General features: G+C 72.0%; 18 protein-coding genes and 1 pseudogene. 15 read left to right on the top strand and 4 right to left on the bottom strand.

The window, feature by feature from the left end:
* Positions 1-30 precede the first annotated feature (30 nt).
* The gene (locus tag ACFY8O_RS29740; protein ID WP_145808770.1) at positions 31-723 is read left to right on the top strand and encodes a response regulator transcription factor; all 693 of its coding nucleotides are present in this window, start codon (positions 31-33) and stop codon (positions 721-723) included.
* Between the two features lie 16 nt (positions 724-739).
* Positions 740-2,134: a sensor histidine kinase gene (locus ACFY8O_RS29735; protein ID WP_387907742.1), complete on the top strand. Its 1,395-nt coding sequence runs from the start codon at positions 740-742 to the stop codon at positions 2,132-2,134.
* Between the two features lie 21 nt (positions 2,135-2,155).
* Here ACFY8O_RS29735 and ACFY8O_RS29730 read toward each other — a convergent pair whose 3' ends face one another.
* Positions 2,156-3,154 carry a TAXI family TRAP transporter solute-binding subunit gene (locus tag ACFY8O_RS29730; RefSeq protein ID WP_145808767.1) on the bottom strand — a complete coding sequence of 333 codons (999 nt, stop codon included), beginning with the start codon at positions 3,152-3,154 and terminating at the stop codon, positions 2,156-2,158.
* Positions 3,155-3,253: 99 nt separating this feature from the next.
* Here ACFY8O_RS29730 and miaB point away from each other — a divergent pair, with 99 nt between their 5' ends.
* Together miaB and ACFY8O_RS29720 are read left to right on the top strand one after the other, a co-directional pair.
* Positions 3,254-4,774 (top strand): tRNA (N6-isopentenyl adenosine(37)-C2)-methylthiotransferase MiaB, encoded by a 1,521-nt coding sequence (miaB, locus tag ACFY8O_RS29725; RefSeq protein ID WP_387907738.1) that lies wholly within the window; start codon positions 3,254-3,256, stop codon positions 4,772-4,774.
* A 14-nt stretch (positions 4,775-4,788) separates the two neighbouring features.
* The gene (locus ACFY8O_RS29720; RefSeq protein ID WP_387907735.1) at positions 4,789-5,508 is read left to right on the top strand and encodes a class III extradiol dioxygenase subunit B-like domain-containing protein; all 720 of its coding nucleotides are present in this window, start codon (positions 4,789-4,791) and stop codon (positions 5,506-5,508) included.
* A gap of 204 nt (positions 5,509-5,712) precedes the next feature.
* Here ACFY8O_RS29720 and ACFY8O_RS29715 read toward each other — a convergent pair whose 3' ends face one another.
* A complete protein-coding gene (locus ACFY8O_RS29715; RefSeq protein ID WP_145808762.1) occupies positions 5,713-5,958 on the bottom strand; it encodes an antitoxin in 246 nt (81 codons plus the stop codon).
* Between the two features lie 140 nt (positions 5,959-6,098).
* Here ACFY8O_RS29715 and miaA point away from each other — a divergent pair, with 140 nt between their 5' ends.
* From miaA to hflX, 7 genes and pseudogenes are all read left to right on the top strand, one after another.
* Complete coding sequence (gene miaA, locus ACFY8O_RS29710; RefSeq protein ID WP_387907732.1) at positions 6,099-7,037, top strand: tRNA (adenosine(37)-N6)-dimethylallyltransferase MiaA; 939 nt, start codon at positions 6,099-6,101, stop codon at positions 7,035-7,037.
* A 267-nt stretch (positions 7,038-7,304) separates the two neighbouring features.
* Positions 7,305-7,580, top strand: a pseudogene (locus tag ACFY8O_RS29705) (IS5 family transposase); the annotation flags it as partial.
* A gap of 348 nt (positions 7,581-7,928) precedes the next feature.
* The gene (locus ACFY8O_RS29700; RefSeq protein WP_387907818.1) at positions 7,929-8,366 is read left to right on the top strand and encodes a hypothetical protein; all 438 of its coding nucleotides are present in this window, start codon (positions 7,929-7,931) and stop codon (positions 8,364-8,366) included.
* Positions 8,367-8,423: 57 nt separating this feature from the next.
* A complete protein-coding gene (dapF, locus tag ACFY8O_RS29695) occupies positions 8,424-9,296 on the top strand; it encodes a diaminopimelate epimerase (RefSeq protein ID WP_387907729.1) in 873 nt (290 codons plus the stop codon).
* 140 nt (positions 9,297-9,436) lie between these two features.
* Complete coding sequence (locus ACFY8O_RS29690) at positions 9,437-11,584, top strand: RelA/SpoT family protein (protein WP_387907727.1); 2,148 nt, start codon at positions 9,437-9,439, stop codon at positions 11,582-11,584.
* A 99-nt stretch (positions 11,585-11,683) separates the two neighbouring features.
* Positions 11,684-13,174, top strand: a complete 1,491-nt coding sequence (locus ACFY8O_RS29685) for a M1 family metallopeptidase (RefSeq protein ID WP_387907724.1) — start codon at positions 11,684-11,686, stop codon at positions 13,172-13,174.
* Between the two features lie 133 nt (positions 13,175-13,307).
* A complete protein-coding gene (gene hflX, locus ACFY8O_RS29680; protein ID WP_145808751.1) occupies positions 13,308-14,828 on the top strand; it encodes a GTPase HflX in 1,521 nt (506 codons plus the stop codon).
* 66 nt (positions 14,829-14,894) lie between these two features.
* Here the strand turns inward: hflX and ACFY8O_RS29675 are convergent, their stop codons facing one another.
* Both ACFY8O_RS29675 and ACFY8O_RS29670 read right to left on the bottom strand, forming a co-directional pair.
* Positions 14,895-16,073, bottom strand: coding sequence for a trypsin-like serine peptidase (locus ACFY8O_RS29675; protein ID WP_387907722.1), 1,179 nt, complete (start codon positions 16,071-16,073; stop codon positions 14,895-14,897).
* A gap of 299 nt (positions 16,074-16,372) precedes the next feature.
* Positions 16,373-17,593, bottom strand: coding sequence for a trypsin-like serine peptidase (locus ACFY8O_RS29670; RefSeq protein WP_387907719.1), 1,221 nt, complete (start codon positions 17,591-17,593; stop codon positions 16,373-16,375).
* Positions 17,594-17,931: 338 nt separating this feature from the next.
* Between ACFY8O_RS29670 and ACFY8O_RS29665 the strand changes: the two genes are divergently transcribed.
* The 4 genes from ACFY8O_RS29665 to ACFY8O_RS29650 are packed head-to-tail and all read left to right on the top strand — an operon-like array spanning position 17,932 to position 23,959.
* Positions 17,932-19,323 (top strand): diaminobutyrate--2-oxoglutarate transaminase family protein, encoded by a 1,392-nt coding sequence (locus ACFY8O_RS29665; protein WP_387907717.1) that lies wholly within the window; start codon positions 17,932-17,934, stop codon positions 19,321-19,323.
* Positions 19,324-19,351: 28 nt separating this feature from the next.
* On the top strand, positions 19,352-21,241 hold the full coding sequence (locus tag ACFY8O_RS29660; protein ID WP_387907716.1) for an IucA/IucC family protein: 1,890 nt from the start codon (positions 19,352-19,354) through the stop codon (positions 21,239-21,241).
* Between the two features lie 39 nt (positions 21,242-21,280).
* On the top strand, positions 21,281-22,006 hold the full coding sequence (locus tag ACFY8O_RS29655; protein WP_387907714.1) for a GNAT family N-acetyltransferase: 726 nt from the start codon (positions 21,281-21,283) through the stop codon (positions 22,004-22,006).
* Between the two features lie 60 nt (positions 22,007-22,066).
* Positions 22,067-23,959: an IucA/IucC family protein gene (locus tag ACFY8O_RS29650; protein ID WP_387907711.1), complete on the top strand. Its 1,893-nt coding sequence runs from the start codon at positions 22,067-22,069 to the stop codon at positions 23,957-23,959.
* The last annotated feature ends 25 nt before the right edge of the window (positions 23,960-23,984 follow it).

Genomic DNA, 23,984 nt, shown 5'->3' with positions numbered 1-23,984 from the left:
CCTACGAGAACGAGGCGGAGAGGGGGACCCATGAGACTGCTGCTCGTCGAGGACGACGACCACGTCGCGGCGGCCCTGTCCGCCGTGCTCGCACGGCACGGCTTCCAGGTCGTCCACGCCCGCAGCGGCGAGGAGGCCCTGCAGGCGCTGCTGCCGGCCGAGCGTGAGCCCTTCGGCGTCGTGCTCCTCGACCTGGGGCTGCCGGACCAGGACGGCTACGAGGTGTGCGGGAAGATCCGCAAGCGCTCCGCGATCCCCGTGATCATGGTGACCGCCCGGTCCGACGTCCGCTCACGGATCCACGGCCTCAACCTCGGCGCCGACGACTACGTCGTGAAGCCCTACGACACCGGCGAGCTCCTGGCCCGCATCCACGCGGTCGCCCGGCGCAGGACGTCCGGCGAGGACACCGGTCAGACCCCGCTCGCCGCGCTGGTGCTCGGCCCCGTCCGCATCGAGCTGCCCACCCGCAGGGTCAGCGTCGGCGAGCACGAGGTCCAGCTCACCCGCAAGGAGTTCGACCTGCTCGCGCTGCTCGCCCAGCGCCCCGGTGTGGTCTTCCGCCGGGAGCAGATCATCAGCGAGGTGTGGCGGACCAGCTGGGAGGGCACGGGCCGCACCCTGGAGGTGCACGTGGCGTCGCTGCGCTCCAAGCTCAGGCTGCCCGCGCTGATCGAGACCGTACGGGGCGTCGGCTACCGGCTCGTCCCGCCGCAGGCCTGAAGGACGTACGTACCCGGTGCGCACCCGCCTGCTTCCCCTGCTCCTCGTCCTGATGGCCGCCGTACTGCTGGCCCTCGGCTTCCCGCTGGCCGTGCGGGTGGCGGCCGCCGAACAGCAGCGGGTCGTCATCGACCGCATCGACGACACGGCGCGCTTCGGCGCGCTGGCCCAGTTCGTCACCGAGCCCGTCGGAGGGACCGACGACCGGCAGCGGACCCTGCAGACCGAACTCGAGGCCTACGACTCGGTGTACGGAATCCGCGCCGGCGTCTTCTACCGGGACGACCGGGCCCTCGCCAAGGCCCCCGCCACCTGGTCCCTGCCCGCCGAAGGGGACGGGCGGGAGGCCTTCCAGGAGGCACTGCTCGGCCGCCGCTCGCACGATCCGCCGCAGGTCTGGCCCTGGCAGAGCGACCGTATAGCCGTCGCCTCCCCGGTCGTACGCGACGGAGACGTGGTCGCCGTCGTGGTGACCGACTCACCCACCGGGGACATGCGGTCCCGCATCCTCCGCGGGTGGCTGCTCATCGGTCTCGGAGAGGCCCTCGCGCTGCTGGTCGCGGTCGGTGCCGCCTTCCGTCTCACGGGATGGGTGCTCCTGCCCGTACGGATCCTGGACGCGGCCACCCACGACATCGCCAGTGGGCGCATGAGGTCCCGCGTCGTCGCCTCCGGCGGGCCCCCGGAACTGCGCCGCCTCGCCCGCTCCTTCAACGAGATGGCCGACAACGTCGAGGAAGTGCTGGAGCAGCAGCGCGCCTTCGTCGCCGACGCCTCGCACCAGCTGCGCAACCCGCTGGCCGCGCTGCTCCTGCGCATCGAGCTGCTCGCCCTCGAACTCCCCGAGGGCAACGAGGAGATCGCCTCCGTCCGCACGGAGGGCAAGCGCCTCGCCCAGGTCCTCGACGACCTGCTGGACCTGGCGCTCGCCGAGCACGCCGCCGCGGACCTCCAGCTCACGGACATCGGCGCGCTCGCCGGTGAGCGCGTCGCGTCGTGGCGTCCGCTGGCCGAGGAGAAGGGCGTACGGATGACGCTGGACGGGACGCCCGCGGTGACCGGCTGGGCCGATCCGATCGCCCTGTCCAGCGCACTGGACGCCGTCATCGACAACGCGCTGAAGTTCACTCCGGCAGGGGAGGAGGTCCGCGTCACGGCGGGAACCGACGGCACCACCGCCACGGTCGTCGTCGCCGACCGCGGCCCCGGACTGACCGAACAGGAGCTGGAGCGCGTCGGTGACCGCTTCTGGCGCAGCAGCCGGCACCAGAACGTCAAGGGATCAGGGCTGGGGCTCTCCATCTCCCGCGCCCTGCTCGCCGCGGGCGGCGGATCGATCGGCTACTCCACGCACGAACCGCACGGCCTGCGCGTCACGGTCACCGTGCCGCGCAACCCTCCGCACGCGTGAGCCGCGCCGGGCGGTGAGCGTTCAGGGCTTGGCCGAACGGTAGTAGCGCTTGGCGCCCTCGTGCAGCGGCAGCGGATCGGTGTAGATCGCCGTCCGAAGATCCACCAGCTGCGCCGAGTGCACCTCACGCCCGATCCTGTCGCGGCTGTCTATCACGGTGCGGGTGAACGCCTCCGTGGTCAGCGGATCGGTGCGGTCCGTGGTGATCAGCAGGTTGGAGACGGCGACCGTCTGCACGGCCTGCCCCTGCTGGGCGTCGTGGTAGGCGTCGGCCGGCATCACGGCCGAGCGGTAGTAGCGGGTGGATCCGCCGGCCGCCTGCAGCTCGCTGATCACCGGGGCCGCCAGCGGGACCAGCCGGATGGCGAACTTCTCCGACAGGTTCTGGACGGCGGCGGTCGGCAGCCCCCCGGACCAGAAGAACGCGTCCAGCCGGCCGTCCGCCAGCCGCTGCGGCATCGTGTCGATCCCGGCGTGGACGGGGGTGATGTCCGCCGTCGGGGCGAGCCCCGCGGCCTTCATCAGCCGGTCCGCGACGAGCAGGACCCCGGAGCCCTTCTGCCCGACGCCCACCCGCTTGCCCCGCAGATCGGCGATCCCGCGCACGTCCGAGTCCCTGGGCACGATCAGCTGGACGTAGTCGTCGTACAGCCGGACGCAGCCCCGCAGCCGCTCGGCGCCCGGCTTCCCGCTCTGCAGGTACGTGGCGACGGCGTCGGCCGTGGCGATCGTGAAGTCGGCCTTACCCGTCGCGACCCGCTCGACGTTCTGCTGGGAGCCCTCGCTGTTCTGCAGCCGTATCGACACCTTGGGCATGTCCTTGGCGAGCGCACGCTCCAGCCGCTGCCCGTAGCGCTGGTAGACCCCGCTGTGCACGCCCGTGGAGAACGTGAGGGAGCCGCTCGGCTCGGCGTCGCCGATCGGGAGCACCCACCACAGCAGCAGTCCGAGCACGACCGCGAAGGCGGCGCCTCCCCGAAGGGTGCGTCGCCGGCCGAACCGGGACAGTGCGTGCAGCATGGCGCGATCCTGCCAGTCCGTGCCCCCTCCTGGCCAGGCCGGATCCTGGGCGCGGGCTCCGGCGGCGGGAGCGGCGCCGTCACCGCCTACCCTTGTTCCATGACCAGCGGCAACCGGAGCGAAGCAGTGGACGTCCAGAAGAGCTACGAGGTACGCACTTACGGGTGCCAGATGAACGTCCACGACTCCGAACGCTTGTCGGGGCTGCTGGAGGGCGCCGGTTACGTGCGCGCTCCCGAGGGCTCCGACGGCGACGCCGACGTGGTCGTCTTCAACACGTGCGCGGTGCGTGAGAACGCCGACAACAAGCTGTACGGCAACCTCGGCCGCCTCGCCCCGATGAAGACGAAGCGCCCCGGGATGCAGATCGCCGTCGGCGGCTGCCTGGCCCAGAAGGACCGCGACACGATCGTCGAGCGCGCCCCCTGGGTGGACGTCGTCTTCGGGACGCACAACATCGGCAAGCTGCCGGTGCTCCTGGAGCGCGCCCGGGTCCAGGAGGAGGCGCAGGTCGAGATCGCCGAGTCCCTGGAGGCGTTCCCCTCCACGCTGCCCACCCGCCGCGAGTCCGCCTACGCCGCCTGGGTCTCGATCTCCGTGGGCTGCAACAACACCTGTACCTTCTGCATCGTCCCGGCCCTGCGCGGCAAGGAGAAGGACCGCCGCACCGGCGACATCCTCGCCGAGATCGAGGCGCTCGTCGCCGAGGGCGTCAGCGAGATCACGCTGCTCGGCCAGAACGTCAACGCCTACGGCTCCGACATCGGTGACCGCGAGGCCTTCTCCAAGCTGCTGCGGGCCTGCGGCACCATCGAGGGCCTGGAGCGGGTCCGCTTCACCTCGCCCCACCCGCGTGACTTCACCGACGACGTGATCGCCGCCATGGCCGAGACGCCGAACGTCATGCCCCAGCTCCACATGCCCATGCAGTCCGGTTCGGACACGATCCTCAAGGCCATGCGCCGCTCGTACCGCCAGGAACGCTTCCTGGGGATCATCGACAAGGTGCGCGCCGCGATGCCCGACGCCGCCATCTCCACCGACATCATCGTGGGCTTCCCCGGCGAGACCGAGGAGGACTTCGAGCAGACCATGCACGCGGTGCGCGAGGCCCGCTTCGCGAACGCCTTCACCTTCCAGTACTCCAAGCGCCCCGGGACCCCCGCGGCCGACATGGAGGGGCAGATCCCCAAGGAGGTCGTCCAGGAGCGCTACATGCGCCTGTCCGCCCTCCAGGAGGAGATCTCCTGGGAGGAGAACAAGAAGCAGGTCGGCCGTGTCCTGGACGTCATGGTCGCCGAGGGCGAAGGCCGCAAGGACGGCGCGACCCACCGGCTGTCCGGGCGTGCCCCCGACAACCGGCTCGTCCACTTCACCAAGCCGTCCGAGGACGTGCGCCCCGGCGACGTGGTGACCGTCGAGATCACCTACGCCGCCCCGCACCACCTGCTGGCCGAGGGCACGCCCGTGGGGGTCCGGCGCACGCGGTCCGGGGACGCCTGGGAGAAGCGCAACGCGGCTGCCACGGCCCGGCCCACCGGAGTCATGCTCGGTCTGCCCGGCATCGGCGCCCCCGCTCCGCTCGCCGCCGCCACAGGCCCGGGGTGCGGCTGCGACTGAGTACGCTGACCGGCATGCTTGCCGCCGCCGCCGTCTGCCCCTGCCCGCCGCTCCTGGTCCCGGAGGTCGCCGCGGGCGCCGGGCCCGAGCTCGACGCCGCGAGGGCCGCGTGCCTCGAGGCCCTGGACGTGCTCGCCGCCGCGGAACCGGATCGGCTGATCGTGGCCGGGCCCGCCGAGCCGGACGGACGCGGCCCGTTCCCTCCCGGTTCGGCCGGTTCCTTCGCCGGATTCGGCGTCGGCCGCACCGTACGGCTGGGGGAGGCGCCCGCCGGGGCCCCCGCACCGAAGCGCCCGCTCCCGGCGTCCCTGGCCGTCGGGGCCTGGCTCCTGGAGCACGCCCGGTGGACCGCCGCGCCCGTCGAAGGGCTCGGGGTGGGTGAGGCGCTGGCCACCGACCGCTGCCTGGCGGCCGGAGCGGACCTGGCGGCCGGGCAGGAACGGGTGGCCCTGCTCGTCATGGGCGACGGCAGCGCCTGCCGCACGGTCAAGGCGCCCGGATACCTCGACGAGCGGGCGGTGGACTTCGACGCGGCGGCGGCCCGTGCGCTGGGCAGCGCCGACCTGACCGCGCTGAGTGCGCTGGACGAGTCGCTCGCTTACGAACTGAAGGCGTCGGGACGGGCCCCCTGGCAGGTGCTGGCGGGCGCGGCAGAGGGGGCCGGCCTCCGCGGGAAGCTGCTGTACGAGGACGCCCCGTACGGTGTGGGGTACTTCGTCGCCACCTGGTCCTGAGCCCCCCAAGGCCGGGCGCGTGATCCGACACCGGGCCCGAGCCGCAGGAGCCCGCCCCACACCGCCGGGCCGGAGGGCGCTGCGGCGGAGCCGGGCCTGGACCCTGCCTGATCCTTCACGGAACGGGGACGATCCCGTGCCGGCACGGACGAGGGCCGTGGAGCGGTGACCGCTCCACGGCCCTCGACTCGGCCGGTACCCGCGTCAGGTCGCGGGCGGCGGCGGTGGCGTGCCGCCCTCGTTCTTGTGTCCCAGGCGGTCGACCGCGTCCTTGGCCTTCTGCGTGCCGGACACGATCTTGTCGCTGTACTTTCCCTTGGTCTTTTGGTCGACCGTGCGTGCGGCCCTGTCGAGGCCCTGGTCGATCTTGCCCCCGTGCTGCTGCGCGAGGTCGCCGACCTTCTCCTTGGCCGGGGCCAGCTTGGCCTTCAGGTTGTCCAGGAAACCCATGGGTCACCTTCCGTGCTGGGGGGACTGTCGTCACATTTTACTCGCCACAGGGCAAACACGCGTGACGCGCCGTGTCCGCGCAGGCGGGCGGAGTGGGCGATCCGGTCGGGGCGGGCCCCGAAGTTTGGGAGACTGTCCGGGTGAGAAGACCAGCTCCCACCCCCCGCGTCATCGCCGTAGTCGGTCCCACCGCGGCCGGAAAGTCCGATCTGGGGGTTTTCCTCGCCCAGCAGCTCGGTGGTGAAGTGGTCAACGCCGACTCCATGCAGCTCTACCGCGGCATGGACATCGGCACGGCGAAGCTGACTCTTCCCGAACGCGACGGCGTCCCGCACCACCTGCTGGACATCTGGGACGTGACCGAGGCGGCGAGCGTCGCCGAGTACCAGAGGCTCGCCCGCGCCGAGATCGACCGCCTCCTGGCGGAGGGGCGGACACCCGTCCTGGTGGGCGGCTCCGGCCTCTACGTGAAGGGCGCCATCGACGCCCTGGAGTTCCCCGGCACCGATCCCGGGGTGCGCGCCAAGCTCGAACAGGAGCTGGCGGAGCACGGCTCCGGTGCGTTGCACGCCCGGCTCGCGGCAGCGGATCCCGAGGCCGCCCGTGCGATCCTCCCCAGCAACGGGCGCCGGATCGTCCGGGCCCTGGAGGTCATCGAGATCACCGGCAAGCCCTTCACGGCCAACCTGCCGGGCGAGGAGCCCGTCTACGACGCCGTCCAGATCGGGGTCGACGTCGGACGGCCCGAGCTCGACGAGCGGATCAGCACCCGGGTGGACCGGATGTGGGACGCCGGACTCGTCGACGAGGTGCGGACGCTGGAGGCCGAAGGGCTGCGCGAGGGCCGCACCGCGTCCCGCGCGCTCGGCTACCAGCAGGTCCTGGCGGCGCTCGCGGGGGAGTGCACGCAGGACGAGGCGCGCGCCGAGACCGTACGCGCCACCAAACGCTTCGCGCGCCGTCAGGACTCGTGGTTCCGGCGCGACCCGCGCGTCCAGTGGCTGAGTGGCGCCGAGGAACAGCGCGCGGAACTCTCGCACCGGGCGCTGGCGTTGGTCGAACGAGCGGTCACAGCCTGATCGCACGGCAGGGGAACGACGTGGAGCGGAGACCCTGAGTGCTGCATCGGCGCAGGTCACGTCGACCCGGGGTGGCGGGGCTTCCTCAGGCTCCGGCACGTCGGAACAGCACGTGTGGATGGATGCCGGCGCGTGCCGACAGTGCTGATGAGTAGTCAGTTACGCAGGGCTCGGGACGGGTTGGGGTCCTGGTACCGGCAGCGCGATCTGACTGCGCTTCACATCACAGGGGTGTGGCGGTGGATCGACAAGGATGCGCGGGGCCGCCGGAGGAGAAGCATCGTCATGCCACCGTCGGACTCCTCCTCGGCGTGCCGGTCACCTCGGCCGACGTGCAGGACCTGACCGCCGGCCGGGCTCTCGTCGAACGGATCGCTCCCGAGTACCCACCTTCCGTACGACCTGGGTCGACGGCGGCTGTCGCCAGCACCTCGTCGAGCACGCCGCCACCCTCGGCGTCGACCTGTGCTTCGCCCGCCGAGCCCCGCCACCAGGGGCTTTGCCGTTCTGCCCCGCCGCTGGACCGTCGAGCTGACCTCGGGGTGACTCATGAACCACCGGCGCCCGGCCCGCGCGTTCCACGACCCAGACGGCCTACCGCACTCGCAGGCTTGAAGAAGTTCCTCACACCCCGCGCAAGCTTGTTCGACACGGTGTCTTTTCCGGTTGGCCGCGACCGGTCAATCCGGCGCTGACCTGGGGCTATTGCTGACCACCTGCTGACTCGCCGACCAGCAGCAGGCGTCTGACCTGCATAAACCCTCAAGCGGGGCTATAACAGCCTGATCACGTGATGGCATCGGGAAGCTCCGCCCGGCATTTCGGCGGCCGGGGCCGTGCCATCATCGAGCATCGATCGACAGTGGAGTCCGAGTGGGAGGGCGCGTGGCGATGGAGGCCGGCCCTCGCGACACAGACCGAGACGCAGCGGATGTCCGGCACGAGCCCGGACGTCTGAGCCCTGACGGGCCCGACGAGCACGACGTGGCCCCCGAGGTCGAGGTCGAGCTCCGCCCCGCCCGTCGCATGCGCATCTGGCAGCTCGCGCCGATCGTGGTGCTGGCGGCGGTCGGCTCCCTGATGTTCGCCTTCCCGCTCGCGTTCGAGTTCGGCGACGGCGGTGCCGTCGTGGCGATGCTGGGACTCCTGATCAGCTCCTGTGCCGCCGGCTGGGGCATGATGGCGGCACGCCGCGTGGGCCACACCTGGCCCGGTTTCGCGGACAAGGAGAGCGGCGGGCGCCCCGACTGGCGCGTGATCACGCTGTACGTGATCCTCTGCGCGGTCCTCGTCGCCCTGGCCGTCTGGCGCGTGGCGCGCCTGCGCTGAGGCGCCGGCGCGGGCCCGGACCCGCGGACCACCGGCACAGCCTCGTACAGTTGCCTCGTGAGCACTTCGCAGATCGCCTTCCTCAAGGGCCATGGCACCGAGAACGACTTCGTGATCGTTCCCGACCCGGACAACGCCCTCGACCTGCCGGTTCCCGTCGTCGCCCGGCTCTGTGACCGCCGCGCGGGCATCGGCGGCGACGGTCTGCTGCACGTCGTGCGGTCCGCCGCGCACCCCGAGGCGCGGGACATGGCCGACGAGGCCGAGTGGTTCATGGACTACCGCAACGCGGACGGCTCCGTCGCCGAGATGTGCGGCAACGGTGTGCGCGTCTTCGCGCGCTACCTGCAGCGCACCGGATTCGTCGCCGAAGGCGATCTGGCCGTCGCCACCCGGGGCGGCGTCAAGCGGGTCCACCTCGCGAAGGACGGCGACATCACGGTCTCCATGGGGCGGGCCGAGCTGCCCGAGGACGGTGTGACGGTCTCGGTCGACGGCCGCAGCTGGGACGCCCGCAACGTGAACATGGGCAATCCGCACGCGGTCGCGTTCGTCGAGGACCTGGACCACGCCGGAGACCTCCTCTCCGTACCGCCGTTCAGCCCGCCGTCCGTGTACCCCGACGGCGTCAACATCGAGTTCGTCGCGGACCGGGGCCCGCGGCACGTGGCGATGCGGGTCCACGAGCGCGGCTCGGGCGAGACCCGCTCCTGCGGTACGGGCGCCTGCGCCGTGGCCGTCGCCGCCGCACGCAGGGACGGCGTGGACCCGGCGCTGACCGGAGCCCCCGCGACGTACACCGTGGATCTCCCCGGCGGCACCCTGGTGATCACCGAGTATCCGGACGGCGGGATCGACATGACCGGGCCCGCGGTGATCGTCGCCGAAGGCGTGATCGACCCCGCCTGGCTCGAAACGGTGATCGGTTAGAGCTTCGCTCGAATGGGTGATCCGTTTCACGCTGGGCGAGAGCGGGACTGCGCCACGTGGTGGGGTCGATAGCATCAAGCACCGGCCCGGGGGTGTATCCGCACCTCTCCACCGCCGGTCGACGTTGCCGGAGGTGCCCCATGAGCGCAGAGGCCACCAATCCAGGTGCTCCCCTTCGCAAGCGCGGTCGTCCACGGATCGATCTGCGCAGGCTGGGCCGTGTCGCCCTGCTCGGGCCGGTCTCCCGTGACCGGCTGCCCGATGCCATCGGGCACGTCGCGGAGGCCCACCGGGCACATCATCCGGACGCCGACCTGACCATCCTGCGCAGGGCCTACGTCCTGGCCGAATCCTCCCACCGCGGCCAGATGCGCAAGAGCGGCGAGCCCTACATCACCCATCCGCTGGCGGTGACCCTGATCCTCGCCGAACTCGGCGCGGAGACGACCACCCTGACCGCCTCCCTCCTCCACGACACGGTCGAGGACACGGATGTGACGCTGGATCAGGTGAGGGAGGAGTTCGGCGACGAGGTCTGTTATCTGGTCGACGGCGTCACCAAGCTCGAGAAGGTCGACTACGGGGCCGCCGCCGAGCCGGAGACCTTCCGCAAGATGCTCGTCGCGACCGGCAACGACGTGCGGGTGATGTCCATCAAGCTGGCGGACCGGCTGCACAACATGCGCACGCTCGGAGTCATGCGGCCCGAGAAACAGGCCAGGATCGCCAAGGTCACGCACGAGGTACTCATCCCGCTCGCCGAGCGCCTCGGGGTGCAGGCGCTCAAGACCGAGCTGGAGGACCTCGTCTTCGCGATCCTCCAGCCGCGCGAGTACGAGCGCACCCAGGCCCTGATCGCCGCGTGGGCCGACGCACAGGATCCGCTCACGGACATCGCCGACAGCGTCAGGACGACCCTCCGGGAAGCCGGCATCAGTGCCGAAGTACTCATCAGACCGCGGCACGTCGTCTCGGTCCACCGGGTGCGGGCCAAACGCGGCGAGATGCGCGGAACCGACTTCGGCCGGCTCCTGGTCCTCGTCGGCGACGACGCCGACTGCTACGCGGTCCTGGGTGAACTGCACACCTGTTTCACCCCGGTGATCTCCGAGTTCAAGGACTTCATCGCCGCCCCCAAGTTCAACCTCTACCAGTCGCTGCACACCGCCGTCGTCGGCCCCGAGGGCGCGGTGGCCGAAGTCCTCATCCGTACGCACCGGATGCACAAGGTCGCCGAGGCCGGTGTCGTCGCCCTCGGCAATCCCTACACGCAGGACGGCAGCACCGCCGCGCACCAGACCGAACCCGCCGACGGCGAGCGGGCCGACCCGACCAGGCCCGGCTGGCTCTCCCGGCTCCTGGACTGGCAGGAGTCCGCCACCGACTCCGACACCTTCTGGACCACGCTGCGCGCCGACCTCGCACAGGACCGGGAGATCACCGTCTTCCGGACCGACGGCGGGACACTCGGGCTGCCCGCGGGCGCCAGCTGCGTGGACGCCGCCTACGCGCAGTACGGCGAGGAGGCGCACGGCTGCATCGGCGCCCGCGTCAACGGCCGGCTGGCCACGCTCAGCACCGTGCTGAACGACGGCGACACCGTGCAGCTGCTCCTCGCCCAGGACGGCTCGTCCGGACCCTCCCCGGAGTGGCTCGACCACGCCCGTACCCCCGCCGCCCGGATCGCGATCACCGCCTGGCTCGACACCCATCCGGAGGCCGCACAAGGGCCCCACGGAAGCCGGCCCGACACCCCGAGGCCGCAGACCCAGCCGGCCGACGAGGCGGCGAACGGGCGGGGCAGGGCCGGCGGGCGGGCCCCCAGCGTGGCCGTGGACACTCCGGGCGCACAGGTGCGGCTCGCCGGCTGCTGCACCCCGGTGCCGCCCGACGCCATCATCGGCTTCACGGTCCGCGGCGGTGCCGTCACCGTGCACCGCGAGGAGTGCCCGGCGGTGGGACGCATGCGCACGCTCGGCCGGGCCGCCGTGGGGGCCCGCTGGAACGACCAGGGGGAGTGGAGCGGCGCCGCCGACTACCGGGTCACCCTGGTCGCCGAGTCCTTCGGGCGCCCCCGCCTGCTCGCCGACCTCACCGAGGCCATCGCGACCGCAGAGGCCGCCATCGTCGCCGCGACCGTCGAACCGCCCAGCGAGCAGCGTGTCCGGCACACCTACACGCTGCAACTGCCGGACGCCGCAGGACTGCCCGGGCTCATGCGGGCCATGCGTGACGTGCCGGGTGTCTACGACGTCAGCCGGGCGCAGCAGCCCGCCGCCACGGGCTGAAGCCCTCCGCCGCCTCCTGCCGGTCCTCCGGCACCCCGTTCGAGTGGTGCGGCGCGCGCCGCCGCCCGCGCGCACGGCGTGCGCTGGTAGCCGTAGTCCATGCCGTTCACCTCCCGCCGACTGCGCGCCGCTCTGCTGGCCACCGCGTCGGTCACCCTCGTCGCCGCCACCCTGCCCGCACCCGAACCGCTCGGCATCGGCGACCGTCTCTTCCCCCACCTCGGCAACCCCGGTTACGACGTGCTCGCCTACGACGTCTCACTCACCTACACGGGCACCAACGCCGAGCCGCTCGACGCGGTCACCACCATCGACGCGCGGACCACCGCACCCCTGGAACGCATCAACCTCGACTTCGCCCGGGGCACCGTCCGTTCCGTCGAGGTCGACGGACTCGCGTCGGACTTCGCCTCGGCGGGGGAGGACCTCGTCGTGGACGCCCCCGTCCGGCTCCCGGCAGGCGCCCCCGTGCGCATCACCGTCCGGCACACGAGCGACCCCTCGGGGGACGAGGCCAACGGGGGGTGGGTCAGGACCGCGGACGGGCTCGCCATGGCCAACCAGGCCGACGCCGCGCACCGGGTCTTCCCGGGCAACGACCACCCCGCCGACAAGGCGTACTTCACCTTCCGGGTGTCCGCCCCGGACGACCTCACGGTCGTGGCGGGCGGCCTCCTCGCGGGCAAGCGCGCCCGGGCCGGCACGACGACCTGGACCTACCGCACCCGGCACCCCATGGCGACCGAGCTGGCCCAGGTGTCCATCGGCCGCTCCGCCGTCCTGCGGCGCACCGGCCCCGGCGGCCTGCCCGTGCGCGACGTGGTGCCCGCGGCCGACCGGGCGAAGCTCGAACCCTGGCTGCGGAAGACCCCCGGGCAGATCGCGTGGATGGAGAAGCAGGTCGGACCGTACCCCTTCGAGACCTACGGACTGCTGGTCGCGGACACCGAGACGGGCTTCGAGCTGGAGACCCAGACCCTCTCGCTCTTCGAACGCTCCCTGTTCACCGGGACCGGCTACCCCGAGTGGTACGTCGACTCGGTCATGGTGCACGAACTCGCCCACCAGTGGTTCGGCAACAGCGTCTCGCCGCGGTCCTGGTCCGACCTGTGGCTCAACGAGGGGCACGCCACCTGGTACGAGGCGCTCCACGCCGAGCAGCACGCCGGCAAGCCCATGGAGCGGCGCATGAGGGAGGCGTACGCGCGCTCAGACGCCTGGCGGGCGGCAGGGGGCCCGCCGGCCCGCCCCCAGGTGCCGTCCCCCGACCACAAGATCAGCCTCTTCAGGCCGGTCGTGTACGACGGCAGCGCGCTCGTCCTGTACGCCCTGCGCCAGGAGATCGGGCAGGCCGCCTTCGACCGCCTGGAGCGGACCTGGGTGCGCGTCCACCGGGACAGCTCGGCGACGACCCGGCAGTTCACGGCCCTGGCGTCCAGGATCGCGGGGCGGGACCTGACGGCCTTCTTCGACGGCTGGCTCTACGGGACGAAGACTCCGCCGATGCCGGGGCACCCGGAGTGGCGCAGCGGCGCCACCCGTACCTCGAAGGCCCCGCAGAGCCCGGCCCGCGCACCGAAACCGGAGTGACGGGGCGGGCGAGGACATGCCACTATCGACGCGTCGGCACGGCGGCCGGCCGGTGGCCCCCACCCAGGGGAATCATCCGGCGGGATCACGCGTTGTGACTGACGTAACGGACTTCTATCGACGTAAGGATCCAATGACCTCCTCTTCCTCCCTTCCCCAGGACGCGCAGGACGCGCAGAGCGCCACGGAACCCGTATCCGAGAGCCTCACCGAGAGCCTTCGGGCCGACGCCCTGATGGAAGAGGACGTCGCCTGGAGCCACGAGATCGACGGAGAGCGGGACGGCGACCAGTTCGACCGCTCCGAGCGCGCGGCGCTTCGCCGCGTGGCAGGACTCTCCACCGAGCTCGAGGACGTCACCGAGGTCGAGTACCGACAGCTGCGCCTGGAGCGCGTGGTGCTCGTCGGTGTCTGGACGTCCGGGACGGTCCACGACGCGGAGATCTCCCTGGCGGAGCTCGCGGCGCTCGCCGAGACGGCCGGTGCCCAGGTGCTCGACGCGGTGTTCCAGCGTCGCGACAAGCCCGACCCGGCCACCTACATCGGTTCCGGCAAGGCGCTGGAGCTGCGCGACATCGTTCTCGAGTCCGGGGCCGACACCGTCGTCTGTGACGGTGAGCTCAGTCCCGGCCAGCTCATCCACCTGGAGGACGTCGTCAAGGTCAAGGTGGTCGACAGGACCGCCCTGATCCTCGACATCTTCGCCCAGCACGCCAAGTCCCGCGAGGGCAAGGCGCAGGTCTCGCTGGCACAGATGCAGTACATGCTGCCGCGGCTGCGCGGCTGGGGTCAGTCGCTCTCCCGTCAGATGGGCGGCGGCGGTTCCAGCGGCGGTGGCGGCATGGCGACGCGTGGTCCCGGTGAGACCAAGATCGAGACGGACCGGCGGCGGATCCGCGAGAAGATGGCGAAGATGCGCCGGGAGATCGCGGAGATGAAGACCGGCCGCGAGATCAAGCGCCAGGAGCGCAAGCGCAACAGGGTGCCCTCGGTCGCGATCGCCGGATACACCAACGCGGGCAAGTCCTCGCTGCTCAACCGGCTCACCGGAGCCGGGGTCCTCGTGGAGAACGCCCTGTTCGCCACCCTGGACCCGACCGTGCGCCGGGCCGAGACGCCGAGCGGCCGGATCTACACCCTGGCCGACACCGTCGGCTTCGTCCGCCACCTCCCGCACCACCTGGTCGAGGCCTTCCGCTCCACCATGGAGGAGGTCGGCGAATCCGACCTGATCCTGCACGTGGTGGACGGCTCGCACCCGGTGCCCGAGGAGCAGCTCGCCGCCGTGCGGCAGGTGATCCGCGAGGTGGGCGCCGTGGACGTCCGCGAGGTCGTCGTGATCAACAAGGCGGACGCGGCGGACCCGCTGGTGCTCCAGCGCCTGCTGCGCACGGAGAAGTACGCCATCGCCGTGTCGGCGCGTACCGGTGCCGGGATCGACGAACTGCTCGCCCTCATCGACGCCGAGCTGCCGCGGCCGTCCGTCGAGCTCGAGGCACTCGTTCCCTACACCCAGGGCGCGCTCGTCTCCCGGGTGCACGCCGAGGGCGAGGTCATCTCCGAGGAGCACACCGCGGAGGGCACGCTGCTCAAGGCACGGGTCCACGAGGAACTGGCGGCGGACCTCGCGATGTTCGTGCCGGTGGCGCACTGACGTCGTACCCCGCACCACGCGGAAGGCCGGGCCCTCTCACGGGGGCCCGGCCTTCCGTATGGGCGGCTAGCGGTCCGCGAACTTCTCGCTCATCGTCGTGAAGACGGCCTGCGCGTCCCTGCCGAGCCTGGGCCCGGCCAGCCAGCCCGCGGTGACCGGGCCGATGGACGTGTTGGAGACCAGCACCGCCTTGCCGCCCTCGCCCTCGACGAACCAGCCCCCTCCCGAGGAACCGCCGGTCATGGTGCAGCCGATGCGGTACATCGTCGGGGTGGCCGGGCCGAGTGACAGCCGGCCCGGCCGGTCCGCGCAGGTGTGCATGAGCAGCCCGTCGTAGGGTGCGCCCGCCGGGTAGCCCCAGGCGCCCATGCCGGCGATGCGTGTGATCTCGGGTGCGTCGAAGTCGACGGCCAGGGCGTTGCCCACGGTCTCCTCGAGCGACTTGGTGCCGCTCTCCGGCTTCACGTGCAGCACCGCGTAGTCGTAGGGCGCGCCCGCGCCGCCCGTGGCACCACCGCCCGACAGCCACTCCCCGGAGGTCGCCGCCCAGTCCGCCCAGTAGGTGCCGTACGGCGCGATCTCCCGGGGCTGTGCCTTCGCCATCTCGGCGGCGGACCGGCCCTGGTCGTTGTAGGACGGGACGAAGACGATGTTGCGGTACCAGCCGCCCTCCGCACCCGCGTGCACACAGTGCCCGGCGGTCCAGACGAGGTTGGACCTGCCGGGGTTCTCGGGGTCCTGGACCACGGTCCCCGAGCACACCATGGAGCCCTCGGGCGAGTCGAAGAAGACCTTGCCGACCGGGGCCGCGTGCTCGTGGTACGGCAGCTTCTCGGGCCGCGCCCGGACAGGGGCGGGCTCCGGGTCGCTGACCCCCTGACCGGCCAGGTCACCGGCGGACATGGTCCGCGCGGGGTCCTCGGCGGAGGACATCCGCCCGGGCTTCCACAGCCCCTCGATGACCGGGTTGACGAAGTCCTTGGCCCCCCGCAGCCAGGTGTCCTGGTCCCAGTTCTTCCACTCGCCCTTCCTCCACCGGTCCGGGTCGACACCGTGCTTCTCCAGGGCGTCGGCCAGATCCGCCGGCATCTCCGCGGAACCTCCGGAGCCGGCGCGCGACGGGGCGGAAGAACCGGCGGCGGGCCGCGCGGCAGCACCGTCGCCGTCCGGGCCGCAGGCCGTGGCCGTGAGGGTGAGTGCCGCGAGGAGGCCGGTGGCGGCCAGCAGCGGACGTACGGGTCGCATGGAAAGGGCTCCTGAGGACCGGGGACGGGTGAAGGGACGTAGGCGGGGATGCCGCGCGAGGCAGGTCGCGCCACGTGCCGGAGGGCGGAGGAGCACTGCCCCGGAGGGGGAGGAACTCCGCCCCGGGGGGGCGTCTGCCATGAACGTGTCATGTTGAGCGCAGGGGTCCACCTCGCGGGGAACCCTGCGCCGTGCGGTGCCCCGTCGCCGTAGGGCGTCCCGCCCCCGCGCGGCATCCAGGGATCTTCCGCACGGACACGTGGGGCCCCGGCCGAGGCCGGGGCCCCACGCCTGCGGTCCTACCGGCCCGCGTACTTCTTGCTGACGGCCTCGTAGATGCCCTTGGCCTCGTCGCCGAGCCGGGGACCGGCCAGCCAGCCCGCCGTCACCGGTCCGATGGACGTGTTGGAGACGAGGGCGGGCTTTCCGTCCTGTCCCTCGGCGACCCAGCCGCCGCCGGAGGAACCACCGGTCATCGTGCACCCGACGCGGTACATCGTCGGCTGGTCCTCGAAGACGGTGAGGCGGCCCGGCTTGTCGGTGCAGCTGAACGCCTTCTGGCCGTCGTACGGCGGGGCGGCCGGGTAACCCGTGGCCGTCATGCTCGCGATCTCCGGCACGGCCGGGGCGCTGAACTCGACCGGAAGGGCCGAACCGACCGTCTCCTCCAGGGACTTGCCCGTGGAGCCCTTCTCCGGAGCGACCTGCAGGACGGCGAAGTCGTACGGAGCGCCCTGACCGCCGGTCGCGGCGCCCTGGTCGATCCACTGCTCCGAGGTCTGCGCCCACTGGCCCCACCACACGCCGTACGGGGCGATCTCCTCCTTGGAGGCGTTCTCCAGCTCGGCCGTCGAGAGGTTGCTGTCGTTGTACGACGGTACGAACGCGATGTTGCGGTACCAGCCGCCGTTCTTGCCCGCGTGCACACAGTGGCCGGCGGTCCACACCATGTTGGACTTGCCGGGGTGGGCCGGGTCCTTCACCACGGTCGCCGAGCAGACCATCGATCCTTCCGGCCCGTCGAAGAGGAGCTTCCCGGACTCCGGGGTGTCCTCGTGGTACGGCGAGTTCAGAGCCGTCGCCTCGACCGCGTCGGGGGTCGGGTCCGTCACACCCTTGTCACCCGAGATGTCGGGGGCGACGGGGTTCTCCGGGGGCTTGTCCGCCTCCCGCATCCGGTCCGGGTCCCAGAGGTCCTCGATGATCGGGTTGACGTAGTCCTTGGCCTCGCGCAGCCAGGTGTCCTTGTCCCAGTTCTTCCACTCGCCGTCGCGCCACTTCTCCAGGTCGATCCCGTGCTCCTTGAGCCGGTCCTTCAGATCGTCCGGAATGACGACCTTCCCGTCGGAGGCCTGGCCGGCGGAGCCGCTGGGCTCCCCGGCCGCCCCGTCCTCCTCCGGTCCGCAGGCCGTGGCCGTGAGCGTCAGGACTGCGGCGAGGGCTGCCGCGGCGAACACCCGGGGGGCCCGTCGGGCGCTCCTCCCCCGGAGTGCGGTGTCGATCGGGCGGATGGGTCGCATCTGGTGATCCCCCTGGGACTTCGTCACTGACTTCGTTACTGCACCGAGGACTTGGGGCCGGCGACGCCGTGCGGCGGGACCGCGGCGGATCCCGAGGGCGCCGGAGCCACGGCTCCCGTCCCGGGTGCGGCACCCACTATGCCGGTGCCGTGGGGGACGGTGCGCGGCAGGGCCACGGTTCCGCGCGCGCAAGGATCTTCCGATTTACCCGTGATCTCCCGCCTTCCGCGTCGTTGGTACGTACGGGGGACACCAGGACGGCGTTCATCCGCGTGGTCCGGCCTCGGGGGACCGTACCGATGTGCAACGCAACCGTTATCGCAGGAGGACCGACAGCCGTGGCCGTGACGGAACCAGCTCCGGTGGCACCTCCCTCCGTGCACGAGGGGATTCTGAGGCGGCAGGCGCAGCGGGAGTCGTCCGCCCGCACCTATGCGCGGTCCCTGCCGATCGTCCCCGTGCGCGCGCGGGGCATGACCATCGAGGGCGCGGACGGGCGGCGTTACCTCGACTGCCTCTCAGGAGCGGGCACTCTGGCCCTGGGGCACAACCACCCCGTGGTGCTCGAAGCCGTCCGCAAGGTTCTCGACTCCGGGGCGCCGCTGCATGTCCTCGATCTCGCCACACCCGTCAAGGACGCCTTCACGACGGAACTCTTCGCCACCCTGCCCCGGGAGTTCGCCGACGACGCCCGGATCCAGTTCTGCGGACCTGCGGGCACGGACGCCGTCGAGGCGGCGTTCAAACTGGTCCGCGCCGCCAGCGGGCGCAGCGGACTCCTCGCCTTCACCGGCGCCTACCACGGCATGACCGCCGGGGCGCTGGCCGCTTCGGGCGGAGCCCAGGACGTGCGGGTGACGCGGCTGCCCTTCCCGCAGAACTACCGCTGCCCCTTCGGCGTCGGCGGGGAGCGAGGCGCCGACATCGGCGCACGCTGGACCGAACACCTCCTGGACGACCCCAAGGGCGGGGTGCCCGCCCCGGCCGCCATGATCGTGGAGCCCGTCCAGGGCGAGGGCGGGGTGAACCCCGCCCCGGACGGCTGGCTGCGCAGGATGCGGGCGATCACCCGGGACCGCTCCATCGCGCTGATCGCCGACGAGGTGCAGACCGGCGTCGGCAGGACCGGCACGTTCTGGGCCGTCGAGCACAGCGGTGTCGTGCCCGACGTGATGGTGCTGTCGAAAGCCATCGGCGGCTCCCTGCCCCTGGCCGTGATCGTCTACCGCTCGGAGCTCGACCTCTGGCAGCCGGGCGCCCATGCCGGCACCTTCCGGGGGAACCAGCTCGCCATGGCGGCCGGCGCCGCGACCCTCGCGTACGTACGGGAGAACGGGCTTGCCGAACGCGCGGGGACACTGGGCGCACGCATGCTCGCCCGGCTCCAGGCACTGAGTTCGGACCACCCCAGCATCGGCGACGTACGGGGCCGCGGTCTGATGCTCGGCCTCGAGCTCGTCGACCCCGAGGCCGAGCCGCAGACCGTCACCCTCGAGAACGGCTCCGTCCCGCCCCCGAATCCCGCTCTCGCCACGGCAGTTCAGCAGGAATGCCTGCGCCGTGGCCTCATCGTCGAACTCGGCGGACGCCACAACGCCGTGGTCCGGCTGCTCCCTCCTCTCACCCTCACCGACGAACAGGCGACCGCGGTCGTCGACCGCCTCGCCGACGCGCTGAGAGCGGCCGAGCGTTCTCCGTACCGCCGGGCCGCTGCCGGGCCCGCCCGCTGATCCCGGACCCCTCACAAGGAAGACCGCCGTGAACCCCACCCCCGCGCCCGAGGGCGACGGCCCTCTCACCAGCCAGCAGCGAGGCCAGGACCTGCCGGACGGCCCCCTCGCCGTCGAGTCCACGACCGTCCCGCGACAGAAGGCAGGTCCGCACGGAACCCCGCGTGCCGTCGCGGAGCCCCGGCCGGGCCCCACCGAGCCCGACCCCCTGGACCATCCCGACCCGCTCCGGGCCGCCGACTCGGCCGGCACCGAGAACCTGCTGCGCTGCTGGGCCAGGGAGAACGACCTGCCCCGGCCGCAAGGGAGCACCCTGCGCATTCCGCTCCCCGCGAGCGGCACCGCTCTGCTCGTCCCGGTCGCGCACTGGTCCGTCACGGGCTGGCACCGCTTCGGCACACCGGTCCTGGAGTCCGCGCCCGCCGGAGCCCCGGGCGTGGACGCCGTCACCGTGGCCACGCTCCTCGGCAGGGAGAGCGGGCGCGAGACCGGACCCGACCTGGTCGCCAGGGTGGCCGACTCCGTCCGGCACACGGCGGCCTTCATCGCGGAGCGGCGCCGCACGCCCACCGCGTCCTCCGAGGCCGGCCTCTTCCTGACGGCCGAGCAGTCCCTGGTCCTCGGCCACCCCCTGCACCCCACGCCCAAGAGCCGCGAGGGCCTGTCCGAGACCGAAGTGCTGCTCTACTCGCCCGAGTTGCGTGGTTCCTTCCCGCTGCACTGGATGGCCGTCGACCGTTCGGTACTGGCCACGGAGTCGTCCTGGACGAGGGCGGGCCGCACGGTCCCGGCCGAGGCGCTGCTCGCCCCCCACACCGAAGGGCTGAGCCTCCCCGACGGCACCGCCGCCCTTCCGCTCCACCCCTGGCAGGCGGCCGAGGCACTGCGCCGGCCCGAGGTCGTGGCGATGCGGGAGAAGGGTCTCCTCCACGACCTCGGACCGTACGGCGGGCGCTGGTACCCCACCTCCTCGGTGCGTACCGTGCACCGGCCCGGTTCGGACCTCATGCTGAAGCTCTCGCTCGGTGTCCGCATCACCAACTCCCGCCGGGAGAACCTCCGTAAGGAACTCCACCGGGGAGCGGAGGTCCACCGTCTTCTGCGCACCGGGCTGGCCGAGCGGTGGCAGCGGGAACACCCGGGCTTCGACATCGTGCGGGACCCGGCCTGGCTGGCCGTCGACGGCACGGACGGCAGCCCCGTCCCCGGTCTCGACGTGATGCTGCGGCACAACCCCTTCGGCCCGGCCGACGACGCCGTGTGCATCGCCGGGCTCACCGCACCCCGGCCCTGGCCCGGCAGGCCCGGCACGCACTCGCGGCTCGCCGACACGATCTCCTCGCTGGCCGCCCGGACCGGCAGGACGACCGGGGCCGTCTGCGCCGAGTGGTTCCTGCGCTACCTCGACCGCGTGATCCTGCCCGTCCTCTGGCTGGACGCCCACGCGGGAGTGGCCCTGGAAGCCCATCAGCAGAACACCCTGGTCATCCTCGACGCGGACGGCTGGCCCGTCGGCGGCAGGTACCGCGACAACCAGGGCTACTACTTCCGGGAGTCCCACCGCGCCGCACTGGAGCGCCGTCTCCCGGGCATCGGCTCCGTCAGCGACACCTTCGTCTCGGACGCCGTCACCGACGAGCGATTCGCCTACTACCTGGGCATCAACAACGTCTTCGGGCTGATCGGGGCCTTCGGTTCGCAGCGGCTCGCCGACGAGCACCTGCTCCTCGCCGCACTCCGCCGGTTCCTCGAAGGCGCTGTGGCGCTGGGCTCCCCGCTGCCCGAGTATCTCCTCGGGACACCTCACCTGCGCTGCAAGGCGAACCTGCTGACCCGGCTGCACGGCCTGGACGAGCTGGTCGGACCGGTCGACACCCAGTCCGTGTACGTCAGCATCGCCAACCCCCTGCGCAGCTGAGAGACACCGCCGTCCGACCCACGAGAGGAGAGCGTCACGGTGCACCAGGCCGATGCGCACACCGAGGCCGAAGCCGACGCCGCCCCGGCGGACGGCACGGGCACCGAGGACACCCTGGAGCTGCGGCTCAGCGAGGAGCTCCTGGCCCTGCTCGGCCCCGAACGCGTCTCACCGGGTGCGCCGTCCGACGCCTCCGCCCTCGTGGGCAGCCCTGGGGAGTGGAGCCCGGTGACGACCTCGGCGGGGCTCTTCCAGCTGGTCCCCGTCCAGCTCGCGCGCGACCTCGCGGTGATCAGCCGCTGGATGAACGACCCCGCCGTGGCGGCCTTCTGGGAGCTCGCGGGTCCCGACTCCGTCACCGCGGGCCACCTCGGCACCCAGCTCGAAGGGGACGGCCGCAGCGTCCCCTGCCTCGGAGTGCTCGACGGCAGGCCCATGAGCTACTGGGAGATCTACCGGGCGGACCTGGACCCGCTCGCGCGCCACTACCCGGCCCGGCCGCACGACACCGGCATCCACCTCCTCATCGGCGGGGTGGGGAACCGGGGCCGGGGCATCGGCTCCGTCCTGCTCCGCGCGGTCTCCGACCTCGTGCTCGACAACCGCCCGCACTGCGCCCGGGTGGTCGCGGAACCGGACCTCCGAAACACCCCGTCCGTCTCCGCCTTCCTGAGCGCCGGGTTCCGCTTCTGCGCCGAGGTGGAACTCCCCGACAAGCAGGCAGCCCTGATGATCCGCGACCGAGCACACCGAGACCACCTGTGAACGACGTGCCGCACCGTACCGCCCGCTCGAACCCCATCGGTCCCACCCGGAGGAGTCCCCGTGCCGACATATCCCGCGAGCCAGCACCCGGCAGCGCCTCATGCGCCGCTCGCCACGCCAGAACTCAACCGGACCGTCTGGGACCGGGTCGCGGCCGGACTCCTCGCGAAGATGCTCGGTGAGTTCGCCTACGAGGAGATCGTCGAACCCGAGCCCTGCCCCCGCCCCGAGGCCGGGCCCGTGGCTCCGGCCGACGCCGACGTCGACGAGGACGCGGGAGGAGCCGGCACGTACACCCTGCCGCTGGACGACGGCGGCGTCCTGACCTTCAGCGCCCGGCGCGGTGTCTACGGAAGCTGGCGCGTCGACCCGCGGTCGATCCGAGAGGTCACGGCCGGGACCGGCGGGGAGGACGGCACACCCTTCGGGGACCCGCTGGCCTTCCTCGCCCGGGGGCGGCGTCTCCTCGGTCTGGACGGCGCCACCCTCGGCCACCTCATCCGCGAGCTCACCGCGACCCTGACCGCCGACGCCCGCCTCGACCACCACGCGCTCCGGGCCGCTGAGCTCGCCGAGCTCCCGTACGCGGAGCTGGAGGGCCACCAGACCGGTCACCCCTGGCTGGTGGCGAACAAGGGGCGGCTCGGCTTCTCGGCCACCGACGCCGCCCGCTACACCCCTGAAGCGCGGACCGCCACCGCACTGCCCTGGATCGCCGTCAGCACACGCATAGCCGGATACCACGGTGTGCGCCGGCTCGCCGCTCCCGGGGACCTCTACGACCGGGAACTGGACCCGCACGTCCGGGACTCCTTCACCGCGATCCTGCGCAGCCGTGGACGCGCCCCCGAGGACTACCTCTTCCTTCCCGTGCACCCCTGGCAGTGGGACGAATGGATCGTTCCGCTCTTCGCCCCCGCCATCGCCGACGGGGACATCGTGCCGCTGCACGAGGACGGCGACCTCCGGCTCCCGCAGCAGTCGATCCGTACCTTCACCAACGTCGGCAGGCCTGACCGGCACACCGTCAAGCTGCCCCTGTCGATCCTCAACACCCTCGTCTGGCGCGGCCTGCCGACCGAGCGCACGCTCGCCGCCCCGGCCGTCACCGCGTGGGTCCAGGGACTCTGCGACGGCGACCGGTTCCTCCGGGACACCTGCGGCGTCATCCTGCTGGGGGAGGTCGCCTCCGTGACCGTCGAGCACCCGCTCTACGATCACCTCCCCGAGGCGCCGTACCAGTTCAAGGAGATCCTCGGCGCGATCTGGCGGGAACCGCTCCAGCCGCGGCTCGCCCCCGGCGAACGTGCCCGCACGCTGGCCGCCCTGCTGCACACGGACCCCGAAGGCCGTTCCTTCACCGCCGAGCTCGTCGCCCGCTCCGGGCTGACCCCGGCCGCCTGGCTGACGCGCCTCTTCGCGGCCCTGCTGCCGCCGTTGCTGCACTTCCTGTACCGCTACGGCACCGTGTTCTCCCCCCACGGTGAGAACGCCATCGTGGTCTTCGACGAGAACGACGTGCCCGTGCGTCTCGCGATCAAGGACTTCGTGGACGACGTGAACGTGAGCGCCCGGCGGTTGCCCGAGCACGACACGATGCCGGAGGACGTCCGTGCCGTCCTGCTCACCGAAGACCCGTCCTTCCTCACCCAGTTCATCCACTCCGGACTCTTCGTGGGGGTCTTCCGTTATCTGTCCCCCCTCTGCGAGGAGCAGCTCGACGTTCCGGAGGATGAATTCTGGTCACTCGTCCGTGCGGAGATCCTCCGGCACCACGCTCGCTTCCCCGAGCTCAAGGAGCGCTTCGAGATCTTCGACATGCTGACGCCGACGATCGAGCGTCTCTGCCTGAACCGCAACCGTCTGCATCTGGACGGCTACCGCGACCGCCCGGAGCGCCCGCACGCAGCCGTCCACGGCGTGGTGCCCAACCCGCTGCACCCCTCGGCCTGAGGCCGGGAGCGGGTACTGATGTCAG

Origin of the sequence: Streptomyces argenteolus (assembly GCF_042902585.1) — a bacterium.
In the GTDB taxonomy this organism is placed as follows: domain Bacteria; phylum Actinomycetota; class Actinomycetes; order Streptomycetales; family Streptomycetaceae; genus Streptomyces; species Streptomyces argenteolus.
Note: the sequence above shows the minus strand (reverse complement) of the source record. Positions and strands in the feature narration are given on the sequence as shown.